The organism is Streptococcus mitis (assembly GCF_946190275.1).
Classification (GTDB): domain Bacteria; phylum Bacillota; class Bacilli; order Lactobacillales; family Streptococcaceae; genus Streptococcus; species Streptococcus mitis_DC.
The window spans coordinates 30,947-48,485 of sequence record NZ_CAMHZQ010000011.1 but is presented as its reverse complement, the minus strand read 5'-3'; the positions used below and the strand labels follow the sequence as shown (position 1 = coordinate 48,485).

Below are 17,539 nucleotides of genomic sequence, written 5' to 3'. Positions count from 1 at the left end.
TTTCACGCGTTTTTCTCATACTAAAGGCTAGGTTGTGGGAAACTGGAAGTTACTTTGAGAAGTTACCATTCTATCAATTATAAGAAAAAGGAGGTTTACAATTCAGTAAACCTTCCTTTACACATATTGAAATTAAGATTCTTTAACTTCTAACAGTCCAATCTCACCATCTTCACGACGATAAATCACATTAGTTGTTTGATCTTCAACATCCACATAGATAAAGAAATCATGTCCCAACAAATCCATCTGTAGAATAGCTTCTTCCAAATCCATTGGTTTTAAATCAATTTGTTTTGAACGAACAACTCTAGACTGGACAACATTTGGATCTTCCACCAAAGCATCTGTAAATAATTGACTAGTTGCTACCTTGTTTTTATTTTTACGCTCGATTTTTGTTTTATTTTTACGAATCTGACGTTCAATTTTATCGGTTACAAGGTCAATTGAACCATACATATCTTGAGACACATCTTCTGCACGAAGAGTAATTGATCCAAGTGGAATCGTTACTTCCACTTTAGCAGTTTTTTCACGATACACCTTCAAGTTAACTCGAGCATCCAACTCTTGTTCAGCTTGAAAATACTTTTCGATCTTTTCGAGTTTAGAAACTACATAATCACGAATTGCTTCTGTTACTTCTAGGTTTTCACCACGGATACTATATTTAATCATATGAGTACCTTCTTTCTAAACATTTTTGTTTTTCTGATTTCATTATAACGCTTTCATTTTATTTTTGCAAATTTTTTCCTCATCTTACAAGGGAAAATGTTTTTACATCCTCAGCACCAACCTCTTCCAGTAGTTTCTTCACACGATTTATAGTTGTTCCAGTAGTGTAAATATCATCTATAAGTAGGATTTTTTTAGGAATAGTGACTCCACTTTTAATAAAGAAAGGAAATTCTGTCTCCAAACGCTCTGAGCGACTTTTAGAAGAACTAGCTCGCTCTTCTCTCTTTTCTAATAAATCCAGATACGCAAAGCCTGCTGCATCAACTAAACCTTCAACCTGATTAAATCCTCTATCAGCATATCTATCAGGACTTAGGGGAATTACAACAAATTGATACTCTTTGTACTTTTTTAACTCCTCACTTAAAAATGAAGCGAACACTTTTCTTAAAAGAAAGTCTCCATCAAACTTATACCGACTGAAAAAATCCTTCATAGCTTGATTGTAAGTAAAAATCGCTCTATGACTGACCTCAACTCCTTCTTTACACCAAAATTGACAATCTTGACACTTCGTTGACAAGCCTGTTTTCATACAGTTTGAACAGTTCTCTTCTCCAATCCTCTCAAAAGTAGAGTCACAGTCTGAACAAAGACAAGAGTCATCATTTTTCATAAGTAAGAGACTACTAAAAGTTAAAACGGCCTTCATAGTCTGCCCACACAATAAGCACTTCATAGCCCCGCCTCCTTATTCATCTGCTGAATTTCCTTAATTGCCTTCTTGATTGAAGTATTTAACCCGTCATGGAAGAAAAGCAAATCTCCTGTCGGTCTATCCATGCTTCGTCCAACTCGTCCACCAATCTGAATCAAACTAGACTTGGTAAACAAACGATGATTGGCCTCTACTACGAAAACATCCACGCAAGGAAAGGTAACTCCACGCTCCAATATCGTCGTACTGATAAGTATTGTCAGTTCTCCATCTCGAAATGCTTGTACCTGCTCTAATCTATCCTCTGTTACAGAAGATACAAAGCCAATCTTCTCATTTGGAAATTGCTCCTGTAAAATTTCTTTTAACTGTTCCCCTCTCTTAATTTCTGATGCAAAAATGAGTAACGGATAAGCTGTCTTTCTCTGTTTCTCGATATAAAACTTTAATTTTGGTGACAAATGATTCTTATCTAAGTAGCGATTAAAATCAGATAACCAAACTGGTTTTGGAATAATCAATGGATTCCCATGAAATCGTCTAGGTAAGCTCAGTCTTTTTAATTCTCCTAAACGAACCTTCCTATCTAACTCATCTGTCGAAGTCGCTGTTAAAAAGATTCTCAGCCCATTCTCCTTTACACTATTCTTGACAGCATGGTAAAGCGTGGGATTGTCAACATAAGGAAAGGCATCTACTTCATCCACTATCAGCAAATCAAAAGCTTGATAAAACTTCAATAACTGATGGGTCGTCGCAACAACTAGTGGTGTTCGAAAATACGGCTCTGATTCTCCGTGTAGTAAAGATATCTCGCAAGCAAAATCATCTTGCAGGCGCTTGTACAGCTCCAAACAAACATCTATGCGAGGACTGGCCAAACACACTGCACCACCCCTATTAATCACCTTAGCCACAACTTGATAAATCATTTCTGTCTTTCCAGCCCCTGTCACCGCATGAACTAAAGTTGGCTCCTGCTTGTCTACTGCTTGAATCAGTCCCTCTGACACCTTCTCTTGAAAAGGAGTTAATTGACCACGCCATTTAAGAACATCTTGCTTCGGAAAATCCTCCTGCGGAAAATAGTATAAAGCTTGGTCACTCCTGACTCGCTTCATCAGCAAGCACTCTCGACAATAATAAGCACCGATGGGCAAATACCATTCCTCTAGAATAATACTATTACAACGTTGACAGAAAAGTTTCCCCTTCTCCTTTCTCATTGCGGGAAGCTTCTCCGCCAACTGACGCTCCTCTTCTGTTAATTCATTCTCAGTAAACAAACGACCGAGATAGTTTGGATTTACTTTCATACTTCTTTATTCGTAAAAACCTAGCACTTTAGATGATTTTTTAGTACAATTAAATCATGGAATTTAAAACAATTAAAGAGGACGGACAAGTCCAAGAAGAAATCAAAAAATCCCGCTTTATCTGCCATGCCAAGCGTGTTTATAGCGAAGAAGAGGCTCGTGACTTCATTACCACCATCAAAAAAGAACACTACAAAGCGACGCATAACTGCTCTGCTTTTATTATTGGAGAACGTAGTGAAATCAAACGTACAAGTGATGATGGTGAGCCCAGTGGGACTGCTGGCGTTCCCATGCTTGGGGTACTAGAAAATCACAATCTTACTAACGTCTGTGTGGTAGTGACACGCTACTTTGGTGGCATTAAACTAGGCGCTGGAGGATTGATTCGTGCTTACGCTGGCAGTGTTGCCTTAGCTGTCAAAGAAATTGGCATCATTGAAATAAAGGAACAGGCTGGCATTGCTATTCAAATGTCTTACGCTCAGTATCAAGAGTACAGTAACTTCCTTAAGGAATATAATCTCATGGAACTGGATACAAACTTTACAGATCAAGTCGATACGATGATTTATGTTAATAAAGAAGAAAAAGAAACTATTAAAGCTGCACTTGTGGAATTTTTTAATGGAAAAGTCACTTTAACTGATCAAGGTTTACGAGAAGTTGAAGTTCCTGTAAACTTAGTGTAAATAATAGATAATACAGTGTTTCACTGATATTTTCACCGCTACTTTAATTAGCAACATAAAAAGATGCTTGCCAAGACCTACTAGAAAATGAAGCAATTCAAAAAGAAAACGAATATCGTTCTCCTTTACACCTATTTACTAGAATTAGCCTATCACAATCGCTTAAAAATTAATGGCTTAGACCTGTGATATAAAAAAATCCTATCACTTCGATAGGATTTCTATATTTTACAAATGGTATAGATAGCGTTATACTAGAGATATCTTATACAAAGAGGTATTCATATGTCTATTTATAACAACATTACTGAACTAATCGGTCAAACTCCGATTGTTAAACTCAACAACATTGTGCCAGAAGGTGCTGCAGATGTCTATGTAAAGCTTGAAGCATTTAACCCTGGTTCTTCTGTAAAAGACCGTATTGCTCTTAGCATGATTGAAAAAGCTGAACAAGACGGTATTCTGAAACCTGGTTCTACTATTGTTGAAGCAACAAGTGGAAACACTGGTATTGGACTTTCATGGGTAGGGGCTGCTAAAGGGTATAAAGTTGTTATCGTTATGCCTGAAACTATGAGTGTGGAACGACGTAAGATTATCCAAGCCTATGGTGCTGAACTCGTCCTTACTCCTGGTAGCGAAGGAATGAAAGGTGCTATTGCTAAGGCTCAAGAAATAGCTGCTGAACGTGATGGTTTCCTTCCTCTTCAATTTGACAACCCAGCAAATCCAGAAGTACACGAAAGAACAACAGGAGCTGAAATACTAGCTGCTTTCGGTAAAGATGGACTAGATGCCTTTGTTGCTGGAGTGGGTACCGGTGGAACGATTTCTGGTGTTTCTCATGCACTCAAATCAGCAAATTCTAACATTCAAGTTTTTGCAGTAGAGGCAGACGAATCTGCTATTCTATCTGGTGAAAAACCTGGACCACACAAAATTCAAGGTATCTCAGCTGGATTTATTCCTGATACACTGGATACAAAGGCTTATGATGGTATCGTTCGTGTAACGTCAGACGATGCTCTAGCACTCGGCCGTGAAATTGGTGGAAAAGAAGGTTTCCTTGTAGGGATTTCTTCAGCTGCAGCTATCTACGGAGCCATCGAGATTGCCAAAAAATTAGGTACAGGTAAAAAAGTCCTTGCTCTAGCACCAGATAACGGTGAACGTTATCTCTCTACAGCACTCTATGAATTTGAAGTTTAGTCTCCTAAATACAATTGGCCCTTATTATAGGGCTTTTTATTTTTACCTTGAAAATAGGAAGTTCTCCCTATAAGGATCGACTGCATAGAAAAAAAGGAAGCAAATTTACTTCCTTTCTATAATTAGTTATTCAAGGCTGCTGCCATTGTAGCTGCAACTTCAGCTTCAAAGTCGTTTGCAGCTTTCTCAATACCTTCACCAACTTCAAAGCGAGCGAACTCAACTACTGAAGCGTTAACTGATTCAAGATATGCTTCAACTGTCTTGCTATCATCCATGATGTAAACTTGTGCAAGAAGTGTGTAAGCTTGGTCAACTTTAGTGTTGTCAAGCATGAAGCGATCCATTTTACCTGGGATGATTTTGTCCCAGATTTTTTCTGGTTTGCCTTCTGCAGCCAACTCAGCTTTGATGTCAGCTTCAGCTTGAGCAATCACTTCATCAGTCAATTGAGATTTTGATCCATACTTCAAGTGTGGTAGAGCTGGTTTGTTAACCATTGCACGGCTTTCGTTGTCTTGGTCGATTACGTGGTTCAATTGTGCCAATTCATCTTTAACGAATTGCTCATCCAATTCTTTGTAAGAAAGAACTGTTGGTTTCATCGCTGCGATATGCATTGACAATTGTTTAGCAAGTGCTTCGTCTCCACCTTCAACAACTGAAATAACACCGATACGTCCACCGTTATGTTGGTATGCTCCAAAGTGTTGTGCGTCTGTTTTTTCAATCAATGCAAAGCGACGGAATGATATTTTTTCTCCGATAGTTGCTGTTGCAGATACGTATGCAGCTTCAAGAGTTTCACCTGAAGGCATTGTCAAAGCAAGAGCTTCTTCATTGTTAGCAGGTTTTCCTTCAGCAATAACTTTAGCTGTGGTATTTACCAATTCAACGAATTGAGCGTTTTTCGCAACGAAGTCAGTTTCAGCGTTTACTTCAATAACTGCTGCAACATTACCGTTAACATAAACACCAGTCAAACCTTCTGCAGCAACACGGTCAGCCTTCTTAGCTGCCTTAGCCATACCTTTTTCACGAAGCAATTCAATCGCTTTTTCGATGTCACCGTCTGTTTCTACAAGCGCTTTTTTAGCGTCCATAACACCGGCACCAGATTTTTCACGCAACTCTTTTACAAGTTTAGCTGTAATTTCTGCCATTTTGATTCTCCTATATTTTTTAAAAATAGGAGAGCCGGGCTAAGCCCCGCCCTCCTAGGTAATTACTATTTATATGAATTAAGCGTTGTCGCCTTCTACAACTTCAACGATTTCTTCGATTGAATCTGCTTGAGTTTCTGAAGCTGCAAATTCTGCTTCAACCGCTGCCGCATCTTCACCTTGACGTCCTTCGATGATAGCGTCAGCCAATTTAGCTGTAATCAATTTAACAGCGCGGATAGCGTCATCGTTAGCTGGGATAATTACATCGATATCATCTGGATCAGTGTTTGTGTCAACCATCGCTACAACTGGGATTCCCAATTTCTTAGCTTCTTTAACAGCGATTTGCTCTTTATGTGGGTCAACTACGTACATCACATCTGGAATACGAGGCATATCTTCGATACCACCCAAGAATTTTTCAAGACGTGCACGTTGTTTGTTAAGAAGTGCAACTTCTTTCTTAGGAAGAACTTCGAAAGTTCCATCTTCTTCCATACGTTTGATTTCTTTCAAACGAGCGATACGTTTTTGGATTGTTCCCCAGTTTGTAAGAGTTCCACCCAACCAACGGTGGTTGATGAAGTATTGACCTGAACGTACTGCTTCTTCAGCAACTGCATCAGCCGCTTGCTTCTTAGTACCAACAAACAATACAACTGCATCGTTAGCTGCTGCATCACGCATGAAATCGTAAGCTTGGTCAGCGTATTTTACAGTTTGTTGCAAGTCGATAACGTGAATTCCGTTACGCTCAGTAAAGATGTACTTAGCCATCTTAGGGTTCCAGCGACGAGTTTGGTGACCAAAGTGTACACCAGCCTCAAGAAGTTGTTTCATTGAAATTACTGCCATGAGTATTTCTCCTTTTTGTTTTTTTCCTCTTCTTGACTTCAACTCGCAAAACGACCCAAGGGCAACTGCTTCACAATTCATCAAGAATGAGTATTATCGTTCACACGACAATTTTCATTTTACCATACTTTTCCAATATTTTCAAGCTATTTTGATATAATTTTTAATAGGGATTATCATGGTAAAACCTGAAAAGAGGGCTCTATTCGAGTCCCTCTGTAAATTAATCTGCATAAATATATGTAACAAAACCTTCAGAAGTTGTTGTTGGATTGAACCATCCACGGTGATTTCCAAGTGTGCGATTACCTGCATAATTTGATTCTGATACTTGAATACTTGTTGATGATGAAACAGCTGTAACTACTGCTACGTGTCCATATCCACCATCATTCCAACATGCAATCGCACCAACTTGAGGTGTTGAACCTGTACGGAATCCTGCAGCAGCTGCGCTTGTAGCCCACTGTGCTCCATTACCCCAATAGTCTCCAGCCCAAGGTGCTAATGTTTTAACTCCCCATGTACATTCTCCAATTGGATAACTTGAAGCGTTTGTACTGTATGTTGGACGAACTTTTGCACGGACAGGTGCTGCTGCAGATTCAGATACTGCTTGCACTTGAGCTGTTAAGTTAGTGTTTGCTGAAGCAAGTACTGATTGTTGTTGGCTAGCTTGTTTTTCTTTATAAGCTGTTTCTGCCGCTGCTGCTGCTTTTGCTGCCGCTTCTGCTTCTGCTTTTTTCTCTAGCAAACTTGCTTTTTCATCTTCTGCTGTCGCTTTTTCAGCAGCAAGATTTAATTCTGCAGCCTTCAACTCAGCTTGTTTCGTTGTTAGAGCTTGTGCATCATCAGACAATTTCTGTTGATTTGCAATTACTGTATTAATTGCGTCATTGTTTGCCACTTGCTTCTCAGAAATTGCTTTTTTATCTGCTTTTTGTTGTTCCAACATTTTGTTGTTAGCAGATACAATTTCATTCATTGCTGCAACACGTGAAATAGCTTCTGTAATTGATTTTGAGTTTACAATTGTATTAATGTAGCTAGTTGCAGCTCCATTTGTTTGAGCACTACGGGCTTGTTTTTCCAAAGAATCATTGCGAGATACAATGTTTTTAGAAAGTTCTGTAATCTCATTCTCAAGTTTTTTAGATTCTGCTTGTAATCTATCATTTTCAGCTTGCAAGTTAGATTGCTCAGCTTGAATAGCTGATACTTGTTCCTGAATTTGGTCAACTTGTTTTTGGGCTTCTTGTTGTTGTGCTGTTAAGTTACTAATTTTATTATCTTGAGCAGCAATTTTGTCATCAGTCGTTTCTGCATGCGCAGTTGTTAAAACAGCTACTTGAGAAACCATTACTGTACTTAATAAAAGTGACGCTAAGATTTTCTTCTTCATATTACGTAGATACTCCTTCTTTTAAAGACAATACTAGTATACCAAAAAAAGGCCCAATGAATATTACGCCTTTGTTACATTTTTGTTTCTTTCTTATAGATAATATCTTTCAAAAATAAACTGAAAAATAAGCATCCACACAAGATTTAAAATCATGGATGGTACTAGGCTATAAACGATAAAAATCGGCAGACTATCTAGAGTTAAACCTACCACTAATGCAAAGAGATAAGCTCCCATATCAAATAGAAAACTCATAACAATCATAGCCAAGATTCTTGTCCAACGATTCAACAAAATAACACTATTCAATTTATGAAGAAACGCTCCCAATAAGATAAATAAGAGAGTTGCAATCCCTATTAGATGGAAAAAGTAAACATCGTAAACCAAGCCTATCACAAAACAATAGACTAGGTAGAGATACTCTGATACTTCTATCGTCTCAAATAATAGAAATAGAAAAAGAAAATGACTAGCCAAATGTACATGGGGGAAAAATGAGCCCAGAAGCTGGCTAATATGGGCGTCAATTAGAACAAAGAAAGGAAGCAATAAAAACACTCCAACCCGCTTCAACTGTCTCATTATGAATTCCCCACTAATTCTATCACATCTACATTATGAGTATCTGCACTCAATTTAACAGTTACTTCTCGTGTCAAATAGTCTGTACTATGCGTTGTGGCAACCACTTCACCAACAGGAATATCCGCAACATTAAAGTTTCCTAATCCACCCGTTGTCACCTTATCGCCTGTACTAATATCGCTATTACTATTTAATTGGCTAATTTTAAGAACTTCATTTTCCTTGTCGTAGCCAACAATAATTCCATAAATTGTGGTAGTGCCGTGTTGAATTTTAACAGAAATCTTATCTGAATTTTCCGTATTTGTCAAAAGGTTGACCATAGTTGAGTTTTCCTCTACTTTTGAAACACTACCAATCAAACCACCATTTGCAATAGCTAACATGTTCTCAGAAGCTCCTTTTGATTTGCCTACATCTAAGGTCAACTCCTGCTTCCAAGATACCGGAGAACGCATAATAACATCTGCTACCAAAGTCTTTGTAGCTTGCAACTTGGACTTCATACCAAGCAATTGGCGCAGTTGTTCATTTTCTGTCTTTAAACTTTCCGCCTCATTTGATTTAACTTCTAACTGGTAAATCTGTTTCTTCAAACTTTCATTTTCATTATATGTTCGTGTCAAATGAGCCAAATCTGATTTGACAGAATCAAACCACTGAAAAGGTTTTTGCACAACTCTATCAACCAATGAGATTCCATCTCCTAATTTTGTCACAATTGTACTTGAATAAGTCGTCGCTAAGAGAGCTGAGACAAGCAGAACAGTGACAAAAACAATAATGACATATTTTGATTTTTTAAAACGGTTCATATCCCTACCTTTATATCAAAAACTGTTACAGTAACTTTTTTATCAATTCCTGAAAGCTACTAAGATTTTAAGAAAAATAAACAACAACCAAGTACGAGAACAACAAGAATGGTCAGCGTATCCTTTCGAGTCCATTTCAATTGTCTGTATTGACTTCTGCCTTTTCCACCCTGATAACCACGCGCTTCCATAGCAATAGCCAATGAATCCGCACGTTTTAAACTTGTCGCAAAAAGAGGAATCAAAATGGGAATCATAGCCTTCACCTTTTGAACAATACTTCCTTCTCCAAAATCCACTCCACGCGCTTTCTGTGCATTCATAATCCGCGTCGTATCATCCATTAATGTTGGGACAAAACGTAGACTCATGGACAGCATCAATCCAATTTCATGAACTGGAACTTTCACACGCTTTAAAGGCGCTAACAAAGCTTCGACAGCTGAGGCCAAACTTAAGGGCATGGTCGTTAAGGTTAACAAAGTTGAAAAGAAAATAATTAATACAAAGCGACAAAAAATAATTCCAGCTTGTTGCAAAGCATAATCCGTGATTCTCACAAACGAAAACTCAAATAAAACATTCCCATTAGAAATGAAAAACAGTTGAAAAATAGTTGTGAAGGCAATCAAGAAAAACATAGACTTCAAGCCCTGAATAAAGAATGAAAGAGATACTCCTGACAAGGCAATAAATATCCCTGTCGCTATAAAAAGAATTAGATTCGTCAAGGGATTATTAGCCCAAAAAACGATTAAAATCAGTAGCATCATAGCCAGTAATTTGCTACGTGGATCCAACCGGTGAACAATCGAATCCCCTGGGATATAACGCCCCAAAATCATACTATCCATTTAGCGACTCCTTGAACTCCTCTATCTTAATCGGTAATCGTTTAAATGACATGCCTCTATCAGCCAACCGTTTACAAAAGGCCGTAATTTTAGGTACTCCCAGCTGCACTTCTTCCATAAAGACAACATCTTGAAAGATATCACTTGGTTTCCCACCTTTAACTAAACGTCCCTTTTCCATCACATAGACTTGGTTCGCATATTCAGCAACATCATCCATCAAATGCGTTACCAAAACGATGGTCATCCCTGACTGGTGGAGTTTTTTGAACAGGGTCATCAACTCTTTTCTACCCAAAGGATCCAGACCTGCTGTGGGCTCATCTAAGACTAATATGGCTGGTTCCATGGCAAGTATGCCTGCAATGGCGACACGTCTCATTTGTCCACCTGATAGCTCAAACGGACTACGATCAAAAAGTGATTCAGCAATTCCAACCAGAGCCAGTTTCTCACGAGCAATCTGCTCCGCATCTTCTTCAGAAACTCCAAAATTTTGCGGTCCAAAAGCAACGTCTTTCAAAACCGTTTCTTCAAAGATCTGATTTTCAGCAAACTGAAATACCAAGCCAACCTGTTTTCTAATTTGACGAATATCTTTATTTTTAGAAGTCGAGGTGATTAAGGTATCAAAAACTCGTACACTCCCTTGACTTGGCACCAATAAACCATTTAAGAGTTGTAAAATAGTTGATTTACCACTACCTGTGTGTCCAACTAAAGCCGTATAAGAACCATCTTCAATCGTTAAAGAAACATCTGACAAAGCTGTTGAAGCTAAGGGAGTCCCCTCTTGATACGTAAAACTCACATTTTCTAGAGCAATTCCCATAGCTTATCCTCTAGCTCACTTTCTGTCAAATAATTTTCAGGCAAATCATAGCCATGTTGGTTCAAAGAATGTTTTAATTGATTGGCAAAAGGATCGTCTAATCCAATTTGATCTAAATCATTTCGTGAGAAAAGCTCCCTTGGACTACTAGTTGATTCAATTGATCCTTTTTTCATGACCAACACACGATCACTCATGGCAACTTCTTCCAAATCATGTGTAATGGAAATGACCGTCATATCATAGTCTTTCCGAATTCCTTTTACTGTCTCAATCAGTTCTCTACGACCCTCAGGATCCAACATACTCGTTGCTTCATCTAAGATTAAAATAGCTGGTCTTAGGGCTACAACACCTGCAATAGCCACACGTTGCTTTTGGCCACCTGATAGACGCGCTGGCTCTCTCTTTTTAAAGTCCAACATGCCAACCAAATCCAGAGCTTCTTCCACTCTCTTTTTCATTTCTTGACGAGAAAGACCCTGATTTTCCAAACCAAAGGCAACATCATCTTCAACAGTCGCTCCAACAAATTGATTGTCTGGATTTTGAAAAACCATACCGATTTGACGACGTATATTCCAAACATTTTCCTCAGTCAACCGTTGACCATCAATTACAATCTCTCCAGATTCTACTTCCAGTAAACCATCAATTAAGCGAACCGTCGTTGATTTACCACTACCATTATGCCCTACAATCGAAAGCCATTCCCCACGTTTCACGTGAAACGTAATATCCTTCACATCATAGTATTCTTGACTTTCCTTATAACGAAAAGAAAGATTTTTTACATCAATTACTGATTTCATTTCGAACCAAATGTCCCTTTAAATACATAGGCACTACCCTTGAAATAGTCATAGCCAGAGTAGATAGTGAAAAACAAGGCTACATAAAGTAGAACTTGACCAATCAAAGTCCAATGTAATAGCAAGAAAATAATGGCAAACATCTGACTAAAAGTTTTAATTTTTCCAGGCATTGCCGCTGCTAAAACCGTTCCACCAGTTTCAACCAATAAAAGCCTTAAACCTGTCACAGCCAACTCTCGACAGATAATCACTGCAACAATCCAAGCCGGAGCCATACCTAACTCAATCAACATAATAAAAGCCGACATAACTAGTAACTTATCCGCCATAGGATCTGCAAATTTACCAAAATTACTGACCACATTCCATTTACGAGCTAAATATCCATCTAAATAATCTGTAATACTAGCAGTAGCAAAGATAATAGCTGCCACTATATGACTCTCTATCGAATTTCCTATCGTTAAAATAAAGATAAAAATAGGTATAAAGAGAATTCGACCTATTGTTAAGAGATTGGGAATTTGTTCTTTTTTCATTCGTTTTTCCTTAATTTTTAGTAAAGGTTACAGTGATTTGTCCAGTCTGAGCTGTTAATTTCGATAAATCAACAGTCTGATTATCTACTGTCAAAGCAACACCTTTTACAACACCTAACGTAATTGTTACAGGACTTTTAGTTGCAACTGTTGTTTCCGCACTTTTCTTCTCTGGCGATAAGGTTACACCGCCCTCAAGTTCGCTTTCTGAAACGCTGACCCAACTTGTAACATCTGAAACTGCCAATTGCAATTCAACTGTTTCCTTACTTGTCTTATAAGCGATTTCTACATGATTGCCTTCACCTGATACACTTATAGCTGATTCTACACTAGAAGAACTGCTAGATAAACTACTACTTGAGGAGTGGGGAACAGAGCTAGTTGAACTTATTGAACTTGTTGATTGAACCACACTGTAATTAGAAAGAGAAGTCCCCTCTGGTTGAGTTTGAATATAGTTCCAAACATAATAGGTCACAAAAATTAAAATCGATAAAGCAAAAAGGATAAAATAAAATAAAGGTAAAAAGGATGTTTTTTTCTTCTTTTTCTTACTTGAACGTCTACGACCTGTCAACTCATCTTCATCAATATCTACTTCCTCATAAGTAATCATACTCCCAGAATCATAAGCATCCAAAACAATTTGATCATCTAACTCAACAGCCCATGCATATTTTTTCAAGAAAGAACGCGTGTAAAAAGGACTTGGAAGTTGATCGAAATCGTCTGCTTCCATTGCTTCCAACATATCTAACTGGATTTCTGTCTTTTTCTGCAATTCATCTAAACTCAATCCCTGATTGATTCTAGCTAATCGTAAAACCTCACCAATTGTTTTTTTCCTCATACTTGTCATCCCTTCTTTCTAGTGTCTATTATGATAGGTTACTACGATGGGAATATTGTAAAATCAACTATATCCCCTTCATCTATTAAATGATGCCCTGCTTCAAGGACATCCTCTAAAGTAATTTCCTGTAAAATCTTTGGTAAATCAAAAATTGTCTCACCATGTTCAAAAGCATCATATTGCGTTGCAATAAATTCAAGAGAGTTCATGCTACTGAAAAATTCTCCAAACATCTCTCTTTTTATAATATCTAAATGATCCTCTGTAATATCTAAATCCTTTGTAAAATTACGAATGGCCTTCCTAAATTGATGAGATAAAGCAACTGGCTCTTTCGTATCCATTGTCAACATAGCAAAATGAAAACGACTTGTTACTTCAATTTCAAGAGATAAGGAAGCATCTATTTTACCTGATTCATATAACTTTTGAAAACGATCCGAAGTCCAACCAAACATCATTGCAAACAATAATTTTAATAAAATATGATGTCGATAGCAATCCGCTTCAGCAACTTTTCGCTTACCTCTAATCCCAATCGCTAGTTTAGGAGAAGATACTTCCATTCTCATACTGTCTGTTTGCTTTACAGCCTGTAAAACAAACTTTTCTCTTGCTACATCCTGAACATCTAAATCTTTCAGTTCTTTGCTTTCAAAATAGTCCTGTACTCGCTCCACATCAAAATTACCAACTAAAAACAGAGACATATTTACAGGTTTGTAAAACCTTGTAAAGTTTTCTTGCAAATTAGTTAGATTGATTTGGGAAATGGACTCCTCACTTCCAACAATATCAGTTGCTAAAGGTGTACCAGAATACAAATTTGCTAAAGTTGAAAAGAACAAACACGAATCTGGATCATCTTGATACATTTCTCGTTCTTGCTGAATAATATCCTGCTCTCTTAAAATGGAATCTTCAGTAAAATGTGCTGATGTTACCAATTCATCAAGTAACTCTAAATTTTCTAAAAAATGATCCGTTGCTGAAAAAAGATAGCTTGTTTTTGTAAAGCTTGTAAAGGCATTATTATCTGCACCTAGACTCGTAAAAGCCGACATCAAGTCGCTAGAATCTTCTCTCTCAAATAATTTATGTTCAAGAAAATGAGCAATTCCTGCAGGATATTCTTTTACATCTCCGTCAACTTCTGTGACAAGCGTATCTACCGAACCAAAATGTACAGTTACACTCCCGTAAACCTCTTTAAATTCCTTTTTAGGCAAAAGAGCAACTGTCAATCCATTTGACAAACGAGTTCGATAAATCATTTCTTTTACAGCTGGATAGTATTTTTCTTCAAAAACAACCTTTGTCATTCTATTCCTTCCATAAAGTAAATCGCCTGTAGTTTCACATTAGTAGCTGCTCTACAAATAGCATCTTTGTCAACTTGCTCGAGTTTTGCAATCCAACCTTTAAAGTCTGCTGAGGATTTTCCAAGTAAGGCATTTTGATAAGTACGTTCAATCAATGAACCTTGATTATCTTGAGAAAGTAATAAAGACCGACGAATCATTTCTTTGGTCTGCTCTAACTCAAGTTCTGTAAAATATCCTTTTTTTAAATCAAGCAGTTGATTATTCATCATTTTACGAGCCTGGTTCCGATTTTCTCGATCGATACCAGCATATATCCTCAAGAATCCACTAAATAAATCGAGCTGACTTGAAATAGTATAAGCCAATCCAGCATTTTCACGGACATTTGTAAATAGTTTAGAATGAGCAAATCCACCAAGTAAACCATTCATTACAATCATGGGTAAATGTTGCTCATCACCATATTCAACAGAGCAATGATAGCCCAACTCTAAAATGGATTGTCCCACATTTTTCCGAACCATACCTTCTTGTAGGATATTGGAATAAGGTTGACAATACTGAACCTTCACATCTCCTTTTCGACCTTTAAAGCCAAATGATTCTAATACATTTTGAATTTCGACCTCATTAAAATCACCTAAGAAAAAGAAATCTATTCGATCATTGGCCAAAAATTCTTGGAAACAAGAATAAGAACTCTGTGGAGTTTCAGCTAAAATACGATTTCGTAAATCACTATATTCCAATTGGAGACGTTCATCATGAAAAAATAATTTGTCTAATTCTTTATGTGCAAAATAAAAAGAATCATCCATATCAGCTGCTAAACTTGCTAGCAATTGTTTTTTCTCAATTTCAAATAAGGCCGGATCAAACCCATTATCAACTACTACGGGGAAAAAAAGAGTTTCTTTTACTAGTTCCAAAACCTGAGAAGTTAGCACATTTTTCCTACTCAAAAACTCATCACGAACATAGGTAAATGTCAATTCTACAATGTGACTTTGCCCTCTTCTGAAACAATTGGTTGACATATCTGTACCGTATAGACTGGCCAAATGTCTTCTCAAATCTTGAGAAGTGGGATACATCTGATTAGCAGTCTCTATCATACTCGCACTCAACATGCGACCTGCAATCGTATCGAGGGATAATGGAGCGGTAAAACGCACGGTGATTTTGTTCGTTTTAAACTTTTTTGATTGGATAAAATGTGTTGAAATTCCATGCACTAACTCCATGATTTACCTCCTTATATACAGACTTCTATTATATCACGAAAACCTGAAATTTTCTTGTTCTCTGTAACACTTTTGAAATAAAAATCGCTTACATTTCTCCCTATTTCTCTCACTATTTTTAGGAAAATATGGTATAATACCAAAGATTGAGGTGAATTATGGAATACAAATTATTTGAAGAATTTATTACCCTCCAAGCACTACTCAAAGAACTTGGAATCACACATAGCGGAGGAGCTATCAAATCATTTCTCTCTGAACATTCTGTTTACTTTAATGGAGAATTAGAGAGTCGTCGCGGTAAAAAACTTCGTATTGGTGATAAAGTTGACATCCCTGACATGAATATTGACATCTTGTTGACACAACCTACTTCTGAGGAGCAAGATGAATACCAAGCTGATAAAGTTGAAAAAGAACGAATCGCTAAACTTGTTAAGGAGATGAATAAAGGAGTAAAAAAAGACAACTCTAAACCTACTTCATCGCCCAAAAGCAAACAAGCTCCACGATTCCCTGGTAGATAATCATGTGGCTACAACACCTATCTCTCAAAACTTTTCGTAACTACAAAGAGACGAAAATAGACTTTAATCCTAAATTAAATATCTTTTTAGGACGCAATGCACAAGGAAAAACAAATATGCTAGAGGCTATCTATTTTTTAGCCTTAACGCGTAGTCATCGAACTCGAACAGATAAAAATCTCATTCATTTTGATGAGGAACAGCTTCATCTTTCAGGTCTTGTTCAGAAAAAAACTGGATCCATTCCTCTCGAAATTGAACTAACACAAAAAGGCCGTGTAACAAAAGTTAATCATTTAAAACAGGCACGACTTTCAGATTATGTCGGACACATGAATGTTGTCTTATTTGCTCCTGAAGATTTACAACTAATTAAAGGAGCACCTTCGGTTCGACGAAAATTCATTGATATGGAACTTGGACAAATCAAGCCAATCTATTTATCTGACTTAACCAATTATAACCACATCCTAAAGCAAAGAAACACTTACCTAAAATCAGCTCAAAAAATAGATGAAACCTTCCTTTCAGTGTTGGATGATCAGTTAGTTGATTATGGATGTCGTGTAATGAATCACCGCTTAGATTTCATAAAAAAACTAGAATCATTTGGTCGTAAGAAACATTTTGAACTCTCTAATCAGATTGAAGAGTTGTCAATATCCTATCAATCTTCTGTAAAGCCAACTGACAAAGAAGACTTATCAGAATCTTTCAAAATTACTTTAGAAAAAAGTAGATCCAGAGATTTATTTAAAAAGAATACTGGTGTTGGTCCTCATCGAGATGACATTTCTTTTTATATAAATGGGATGGATGCTAGTTTTGGGAGTCAAGGTCAACATCGTAGTCTCGTCCTTTCTATAAAATTAGCAGAAATCGAATTAATGGAAAGTATTACTACAGAATCTCCGATATTATTGCTTGACGATGTCATGAGTGAACTTGACAACACTAGACAGTTAAAATTATTAGAAACGATTTCTCATTCAATCCAAACCTTTATCACAACAACAAGCTTAGATCATCTTCAAAATCTGCCAAAAAATCTAAGTATCTTCACTATTCAGAATGGTAAAGTTTCTGTAAATTAAAA

General features: G+C 37.1%; 19 protein-coding genes and 1 pseudogene. 5 read left to right on the top strand and 15 right to left on the bottom strand.

Annotated features, from left to right (window positions below; all coding sequences use genetic code 11):
- Positions 1-132 precede the first annotated feature (132 nt).
- From hpf to N8M20_RS06760, 3 genes are all read right to left on the bottom strand, one after another.
- The gene (hpf, locus tag N8M20_RS06770) at positions 133-681 is read right to left on the bottom strand and encodes a ribosome hibernation-promoting factor, HPF/YfiA family (RefSeq protein ID WP_000599100.1); all 549 of its coding nucleotides are present in this window, start codon (positions 679-681) and stop codon (positions 133-135) included.
- Between the two features lie 79 nt (positions 682-760).
- Positions 761-1,423 carry a ComF family protein gene (locus N8M20_RS06765; protein ID WP_261079515.1) on the bottom strand — a complete coding sequence of 221 codons (663 nt, stop codon included), beginning with the start codon at positions 1,421-1,423 and terminating at the stop codon, positions 761-763.
- Positions 1,420-2,718 carry an ATP-dependent helicase ComFA gene (locus N8M20_RS06760; protein WP_261079514.1) on the bottom strand — a complete coding sequence of 433 codons (1,299 nt, stop codon included), beginning with the start codon at positions 2,716-2,718 and terminating at the stop codon, positions 1,420-1,422. Before N8M20_RS06760 ends, N8M20_RS06765 begins: the two co-directional genes overlap by 4 nt.
- Positions 2,719-2,774: 56 nt before the next feature.
- On the opposite strand from N8M20_RS06760, the gene N8M20_RS06755 reads away from it, so the two are divergent.
- The 3 genes and pseudogenes from N8M20_RS06755 to cysK all read left to right on the top strand — a co-directional run bounded on the left by N8M20_RS06755 (position 2,775) and on the right by cysK (position 4,622).
- Positions 2,775-3,410: a YigZ family protein gene (locus tag N8M20_RS06755; protein WP_261079513.1), complete on the top strand. Its 636-nt coding sequence runs from the start codon at positions 2,775-2,777 to the stop codon at positions 3,408-3,410.
- 93 nt (positions 3,411-3,503) lie between these two features.
- Positions 3,504-3,599: pseudogene (locus N8M20_RS10765) on the top strand (PH domain-containing protein); the annotation flags it as partial.
- 96 nt (positions 3,600-3,695) lie between these two features.
- Positions 3,696-4,622, top strand: a complete 927-nt coding sequence (cysK, locus tag N8M20_RS06750; protein WP_261024691.1) for a cysteine synthase A — start codon at positions 3,696-3,698, stop codon at positions 4,620-4,622.
- A gap of 122 nt (positions 4,623-4,744) precedes the next feature.
- On the opposite strand, the gene tsf is transcribed toward cysK, so the two are convergent.
- The 12 genes from tsf to yfmF all read right to left on the bottom strand — a co-directional run bounded on the left by tsf (position 4,745) and on the right by yfmF (position 15,916).
- Positions 4,745-5,785, bottom strand: coding sequence for a translation elongation factor Ts (gene tsf / locus N8M20_RS06745; RefSeq protein ID WP_000808071.1), 1,041 nt, complete (start codon positions 5,783-5,785; stop codon positions 4,745-4,747).
- A gap of 78 nt (positions 5,786-5,863) precedes the next feature.
- Complete coding sequence (rpsB, locus tag N8M20_RS06740) at positions 5,864-6,643, bottom strand: 30S ribosomal protein S2 (RefSeq protein WP_014017378.1); 780 nt, start codon at positions 6,641-6,643, stop codon at positions 5,864-5,866.
- A gap of 223 nt (positions 6,644-6,866) precedes the next feature.
- Positions 6,867-8,045: a peptidoglycan hydrolase PcsB gene (gene pcsB, locus N8M20_RS06735; protein ID WP_261079512.1), complete on the bottom strand. Its 1,179-nt coding sequence runs from the start codon at positions 8,043-8,045 to the stop codon at positions 6,867-6,869.
- A gap of 93 nt (positions 8,046-8,138) precedes the next feature.
- Positions 8,139-8,633, bottom strand: a complete 495-nt coding sequence (gene mreD, locus N8M20_RS06730; protein ID WP_060806021.1) for a rod shape-determining protein MreD — start codon at positions 8,631-8,633, stop codon at positions 8,139-8,141.
- A complete protein-coding gene (gene mreC / locus N8M20_RS06725; RefSeq protein ID WP_261026133.1) occupies positions 8,633-9,451 on the bottom strand; it encodes a rod shape-determining protein MreC in 819 nt (272 codons plus the stop codon). Before mreC ends, mreD begins: the two co-directional genes overlap by 1 nt.
- 59 nt (positions 9,452-9,510) lie before the next feature.
- Positions 9,511-10,305: an energy-coupling factor transporter transmembrane component T family protein gene (locus tag N8M20_RS06720; protein WP_050242842.1), complete on the bottom strand. Its 795-nt coding sequence runs from the start codon at positions 10,303-10,305 to the stop codon at positions 9,511-9,513.
- Entirely contained in the window at positions 10,298-11,137 is an 840-nt protein-coding gene (locus N8M20_RS06715; protein ID WP_261033763.1) for an energy-coupling factor transporter ATPase, read from the bottom strand. The genes N8M20_RS06720 and N8M20_RS06715 overlap by 8 nt, the downstream gene beginning before the upstream one ends.
- The gene (locus N8M20_RS06710; protein WP_261079511.1) at positions 11,122-11,949 is read right to left on the bottom strand and encodes an energy-coupling factor ABC transporter ATP-binding protein; all 828 of its coding nucleotides are present in this window, start codon (positions 11,947-11,949) and stop codon (positions 11,122-11,124) included. The genes N8M20_RS06715 and N8M20_RS06710 overlap by 16 nt, the downstream gene beginning before the upstream one ends.
- Positions 11,946-12,491 carry a CDP-diacylglycerol--glycerol-3-phosphate 3-phosphatidyltransferase gene (pgsA, locus tag N8M20_RS06705; protein ID WP_261079510.1) on the bottom strand — a complete coding sequence of 182 codons (546 nt, stop codon included), beginning with the start codon at positions 12,489-12,491 and terminating at the stop codon, positions 11,946-11,948. The genes N8M20_RS06710 and pgsA overlap by 4 nt, the downstream gene beginning before the upstream one ends.
- Positions 12,492-12,501: 10 nt before the next feature.
- Positions 12,502-13,344, bottom strand: a complete 843-nt coding sequence (gene rodZ, locus N8M20_RS06700) for a cytoskeleton protein RodZ (protein WP_261079509.1) — start codon at positions 13,342-13,344, stop codon at positions 12,502-12,504.
- Positions 13,345-13,385: 41 nt separating this feature from the next.
- On the bottom strand, positions 13,386-14,669 hold the full coding sequence (gene yfmH / locus N8M20_RS06695; RefSeq protein ID WP_261079508.1) for an EF-P 5-aminopentanol modification-associated protein YfmH: 1,284 nt from the start codon (positions 14,667-14,669) through the stop codon (positions 13,386-13,388).
- On the bottom strand, positions 14,666-15,916 hold the full coding sequence (gene yfmF, locus N8M20_RS06690) for an EF-P 5-aminopentanol modification-associated protein YfmF (RefSeq protein WP_261079507.1): 1,251 nt from the start codon (positions 15,914-15,916) through the stop codon (positions 14,666-14,668). The genes yfmH and yfmF overlap by 4 nt, the downstream gene beginning before the upstream one ends.
- Before the next feature lie 158 nt (positions 15,917-16,074).
- Here yfmF and yaaA point away from each other — a divergent pair, with 158 nt between their 5' ends.
- Positions 16,075-16,443 (top strand): S4 domain-containing protein YaaA, encoded by a 369-nt coding sequence (gene yaaA / locus N8M20_RS06685; protein WP_060806030.1) that lies wholly within the window; start codon positions 16,075-16,077, stop codon positions 16,441-16,443.
- Between the two features lie 2 nt (positions 16,444-16,445).
- Positions 16,446-17,537 (top strand): DNA replication/repair protein RecF, encoded by a 1,092-nt coding sequence (gene recF, locus N8M20_RS06680; RefSeq protein WP_261079506.1) that lies wholly within the window; start codon positions 16,446-16,448, stop codon positions 17,535-17,537.
- Positions 17,538-17,539 lie beyond the last annotated feature (2 nt).

Excerpts from the sequence above, each read along its gene's own strand:
- yaaA (WP_060806030.1), top strand. The coding sequence starts at position 16,075 with ATGGAATACAAATTATTTGAAGAATTTATTACCCTCCAAGCACTACTC.
- yfmF (WP_261079507.1), bottom strand. The coding sequence starts at position 15,916 with ATGGAGTTAGTGCATGGAATTTCAACACATTTTATCCAATCAAAAAAG.
- mreD (WP_060806021.1), bottom strand. The coding sequence starts at position 8,633 with ATGAGACAGTTGAAGCGGGTTGGAGTGTTTTTATTGCTTCCTTTCTTT.
- mreC (WP_261026133.1), bottom strand. The coding sequence starts at position 9,451 with ATGAACCGTTTTAAAAAATCAAAATATGTCATTATTGTTTTTGTCACT.
- pgsA (WP_261079510.1), bottom strand. The coding sequence starts at position 12,491 with ATGAAAAAAGAACAAATTCCCAATCTCTTAACAATAGGTCGAATTCTC.
- rodZ (WP_261079509.1), bottom strand. The coding sequence starts at position 13,344 with ATGAGGAAAAAAACAATTGGTGAGGTTTTACGATTAGCTAGAATCAAT.
- recF (WP_261079506.1), top strand. The coding sequence starts at position 16,446 with ATGTGGCTACAACACCTATCTCTCAAAACTTTTCGTAACTACAAAGAG.
- N8M20_RS06755 (WP_261079513.1), top strand. The coding sequence starts at position 2,775 with ATGGAATTTAAAACAATTAAAGAGGACGGACAAGTCCAAGAAGAAATC.
- pcsB (WP_261079512.1), bottom strand. The coding sequence starts at position 8,045 with ATGAAGAAGAAAATCTTAGCGTCACTTTTATTAAGTACAGTAATGGTT.
- rpsB (WP_014017378.1), bottom strand. The coding sequence starts at position 6,643 with ATGGCAGTAATTTCAATGAAACAACTTCTTGAGGCTGGTGTACACTTT.
- N8M20_RS06765 (WP_261079515.1), bottom strand. The coding sequence starts at position 1,423 with ATGAAGTGCTTATTGTGTGGGCAGACTATGAAGGCCGTTTTAACTTTT.
- cysK (WP_261024691.1), top strand. The coding sequence starts at position 3,696 with ATGTCTATTTATAACAACATTACTGAACTAATCGGTCAAACTCCGATT.
- hpf (WP_000599100.1), bottom strand. The coding sequence starts at position 681 with ATGATTAAATATAGTATCCGTGGTGAAAACCTAGAAGTAACAGAAGCA.
- N8M20_RS06715 (WP_261033763.1), bottom strand. The coding sequence starts at position 11,137 with ATGGGAATTGCTCTAGAAAATGTGAGTTTTACGTATCAAGAGGGGACT.
- N8M20_RS06720 (WP_050242842.1), bottom strand. The coding sequence starts at position 10,305 with ATGGATAGTATGATTTTGGGGCGTTATATCCCAGGGGATTCGATTGTT.
- tsf (WP_000808071.1), bottom strand. The coding sequence starts at position 5,785 with ATGGCAGAAATTACAGCTAAACTTGTAAAAGAGTTGCGTGAAAAATCT.
- N8M20_RS06710 (WP_261079511.1), bottom strand. The coding sequence starts at position 11,949 with ATGAAATCAGTAATTGATGTAAAAAATCTTTCTTTTCGTTATAAGGAA.
- yfmH (WP_261079508.1), bottom strand. The coding sequence starts at position 14,669 with ATGACAAAGGTTGTTTTTGAAGAAAAATACTATCCAGCTGTAAAAGAA.
- N8M20_RS06760 (WP_261079514.1), bottom strand. The coding sequence starts at position 2,718 with ATGAAAGTAAATCCAAACTATCTCGGTCGTTTGTTTACTGAGAATGAA.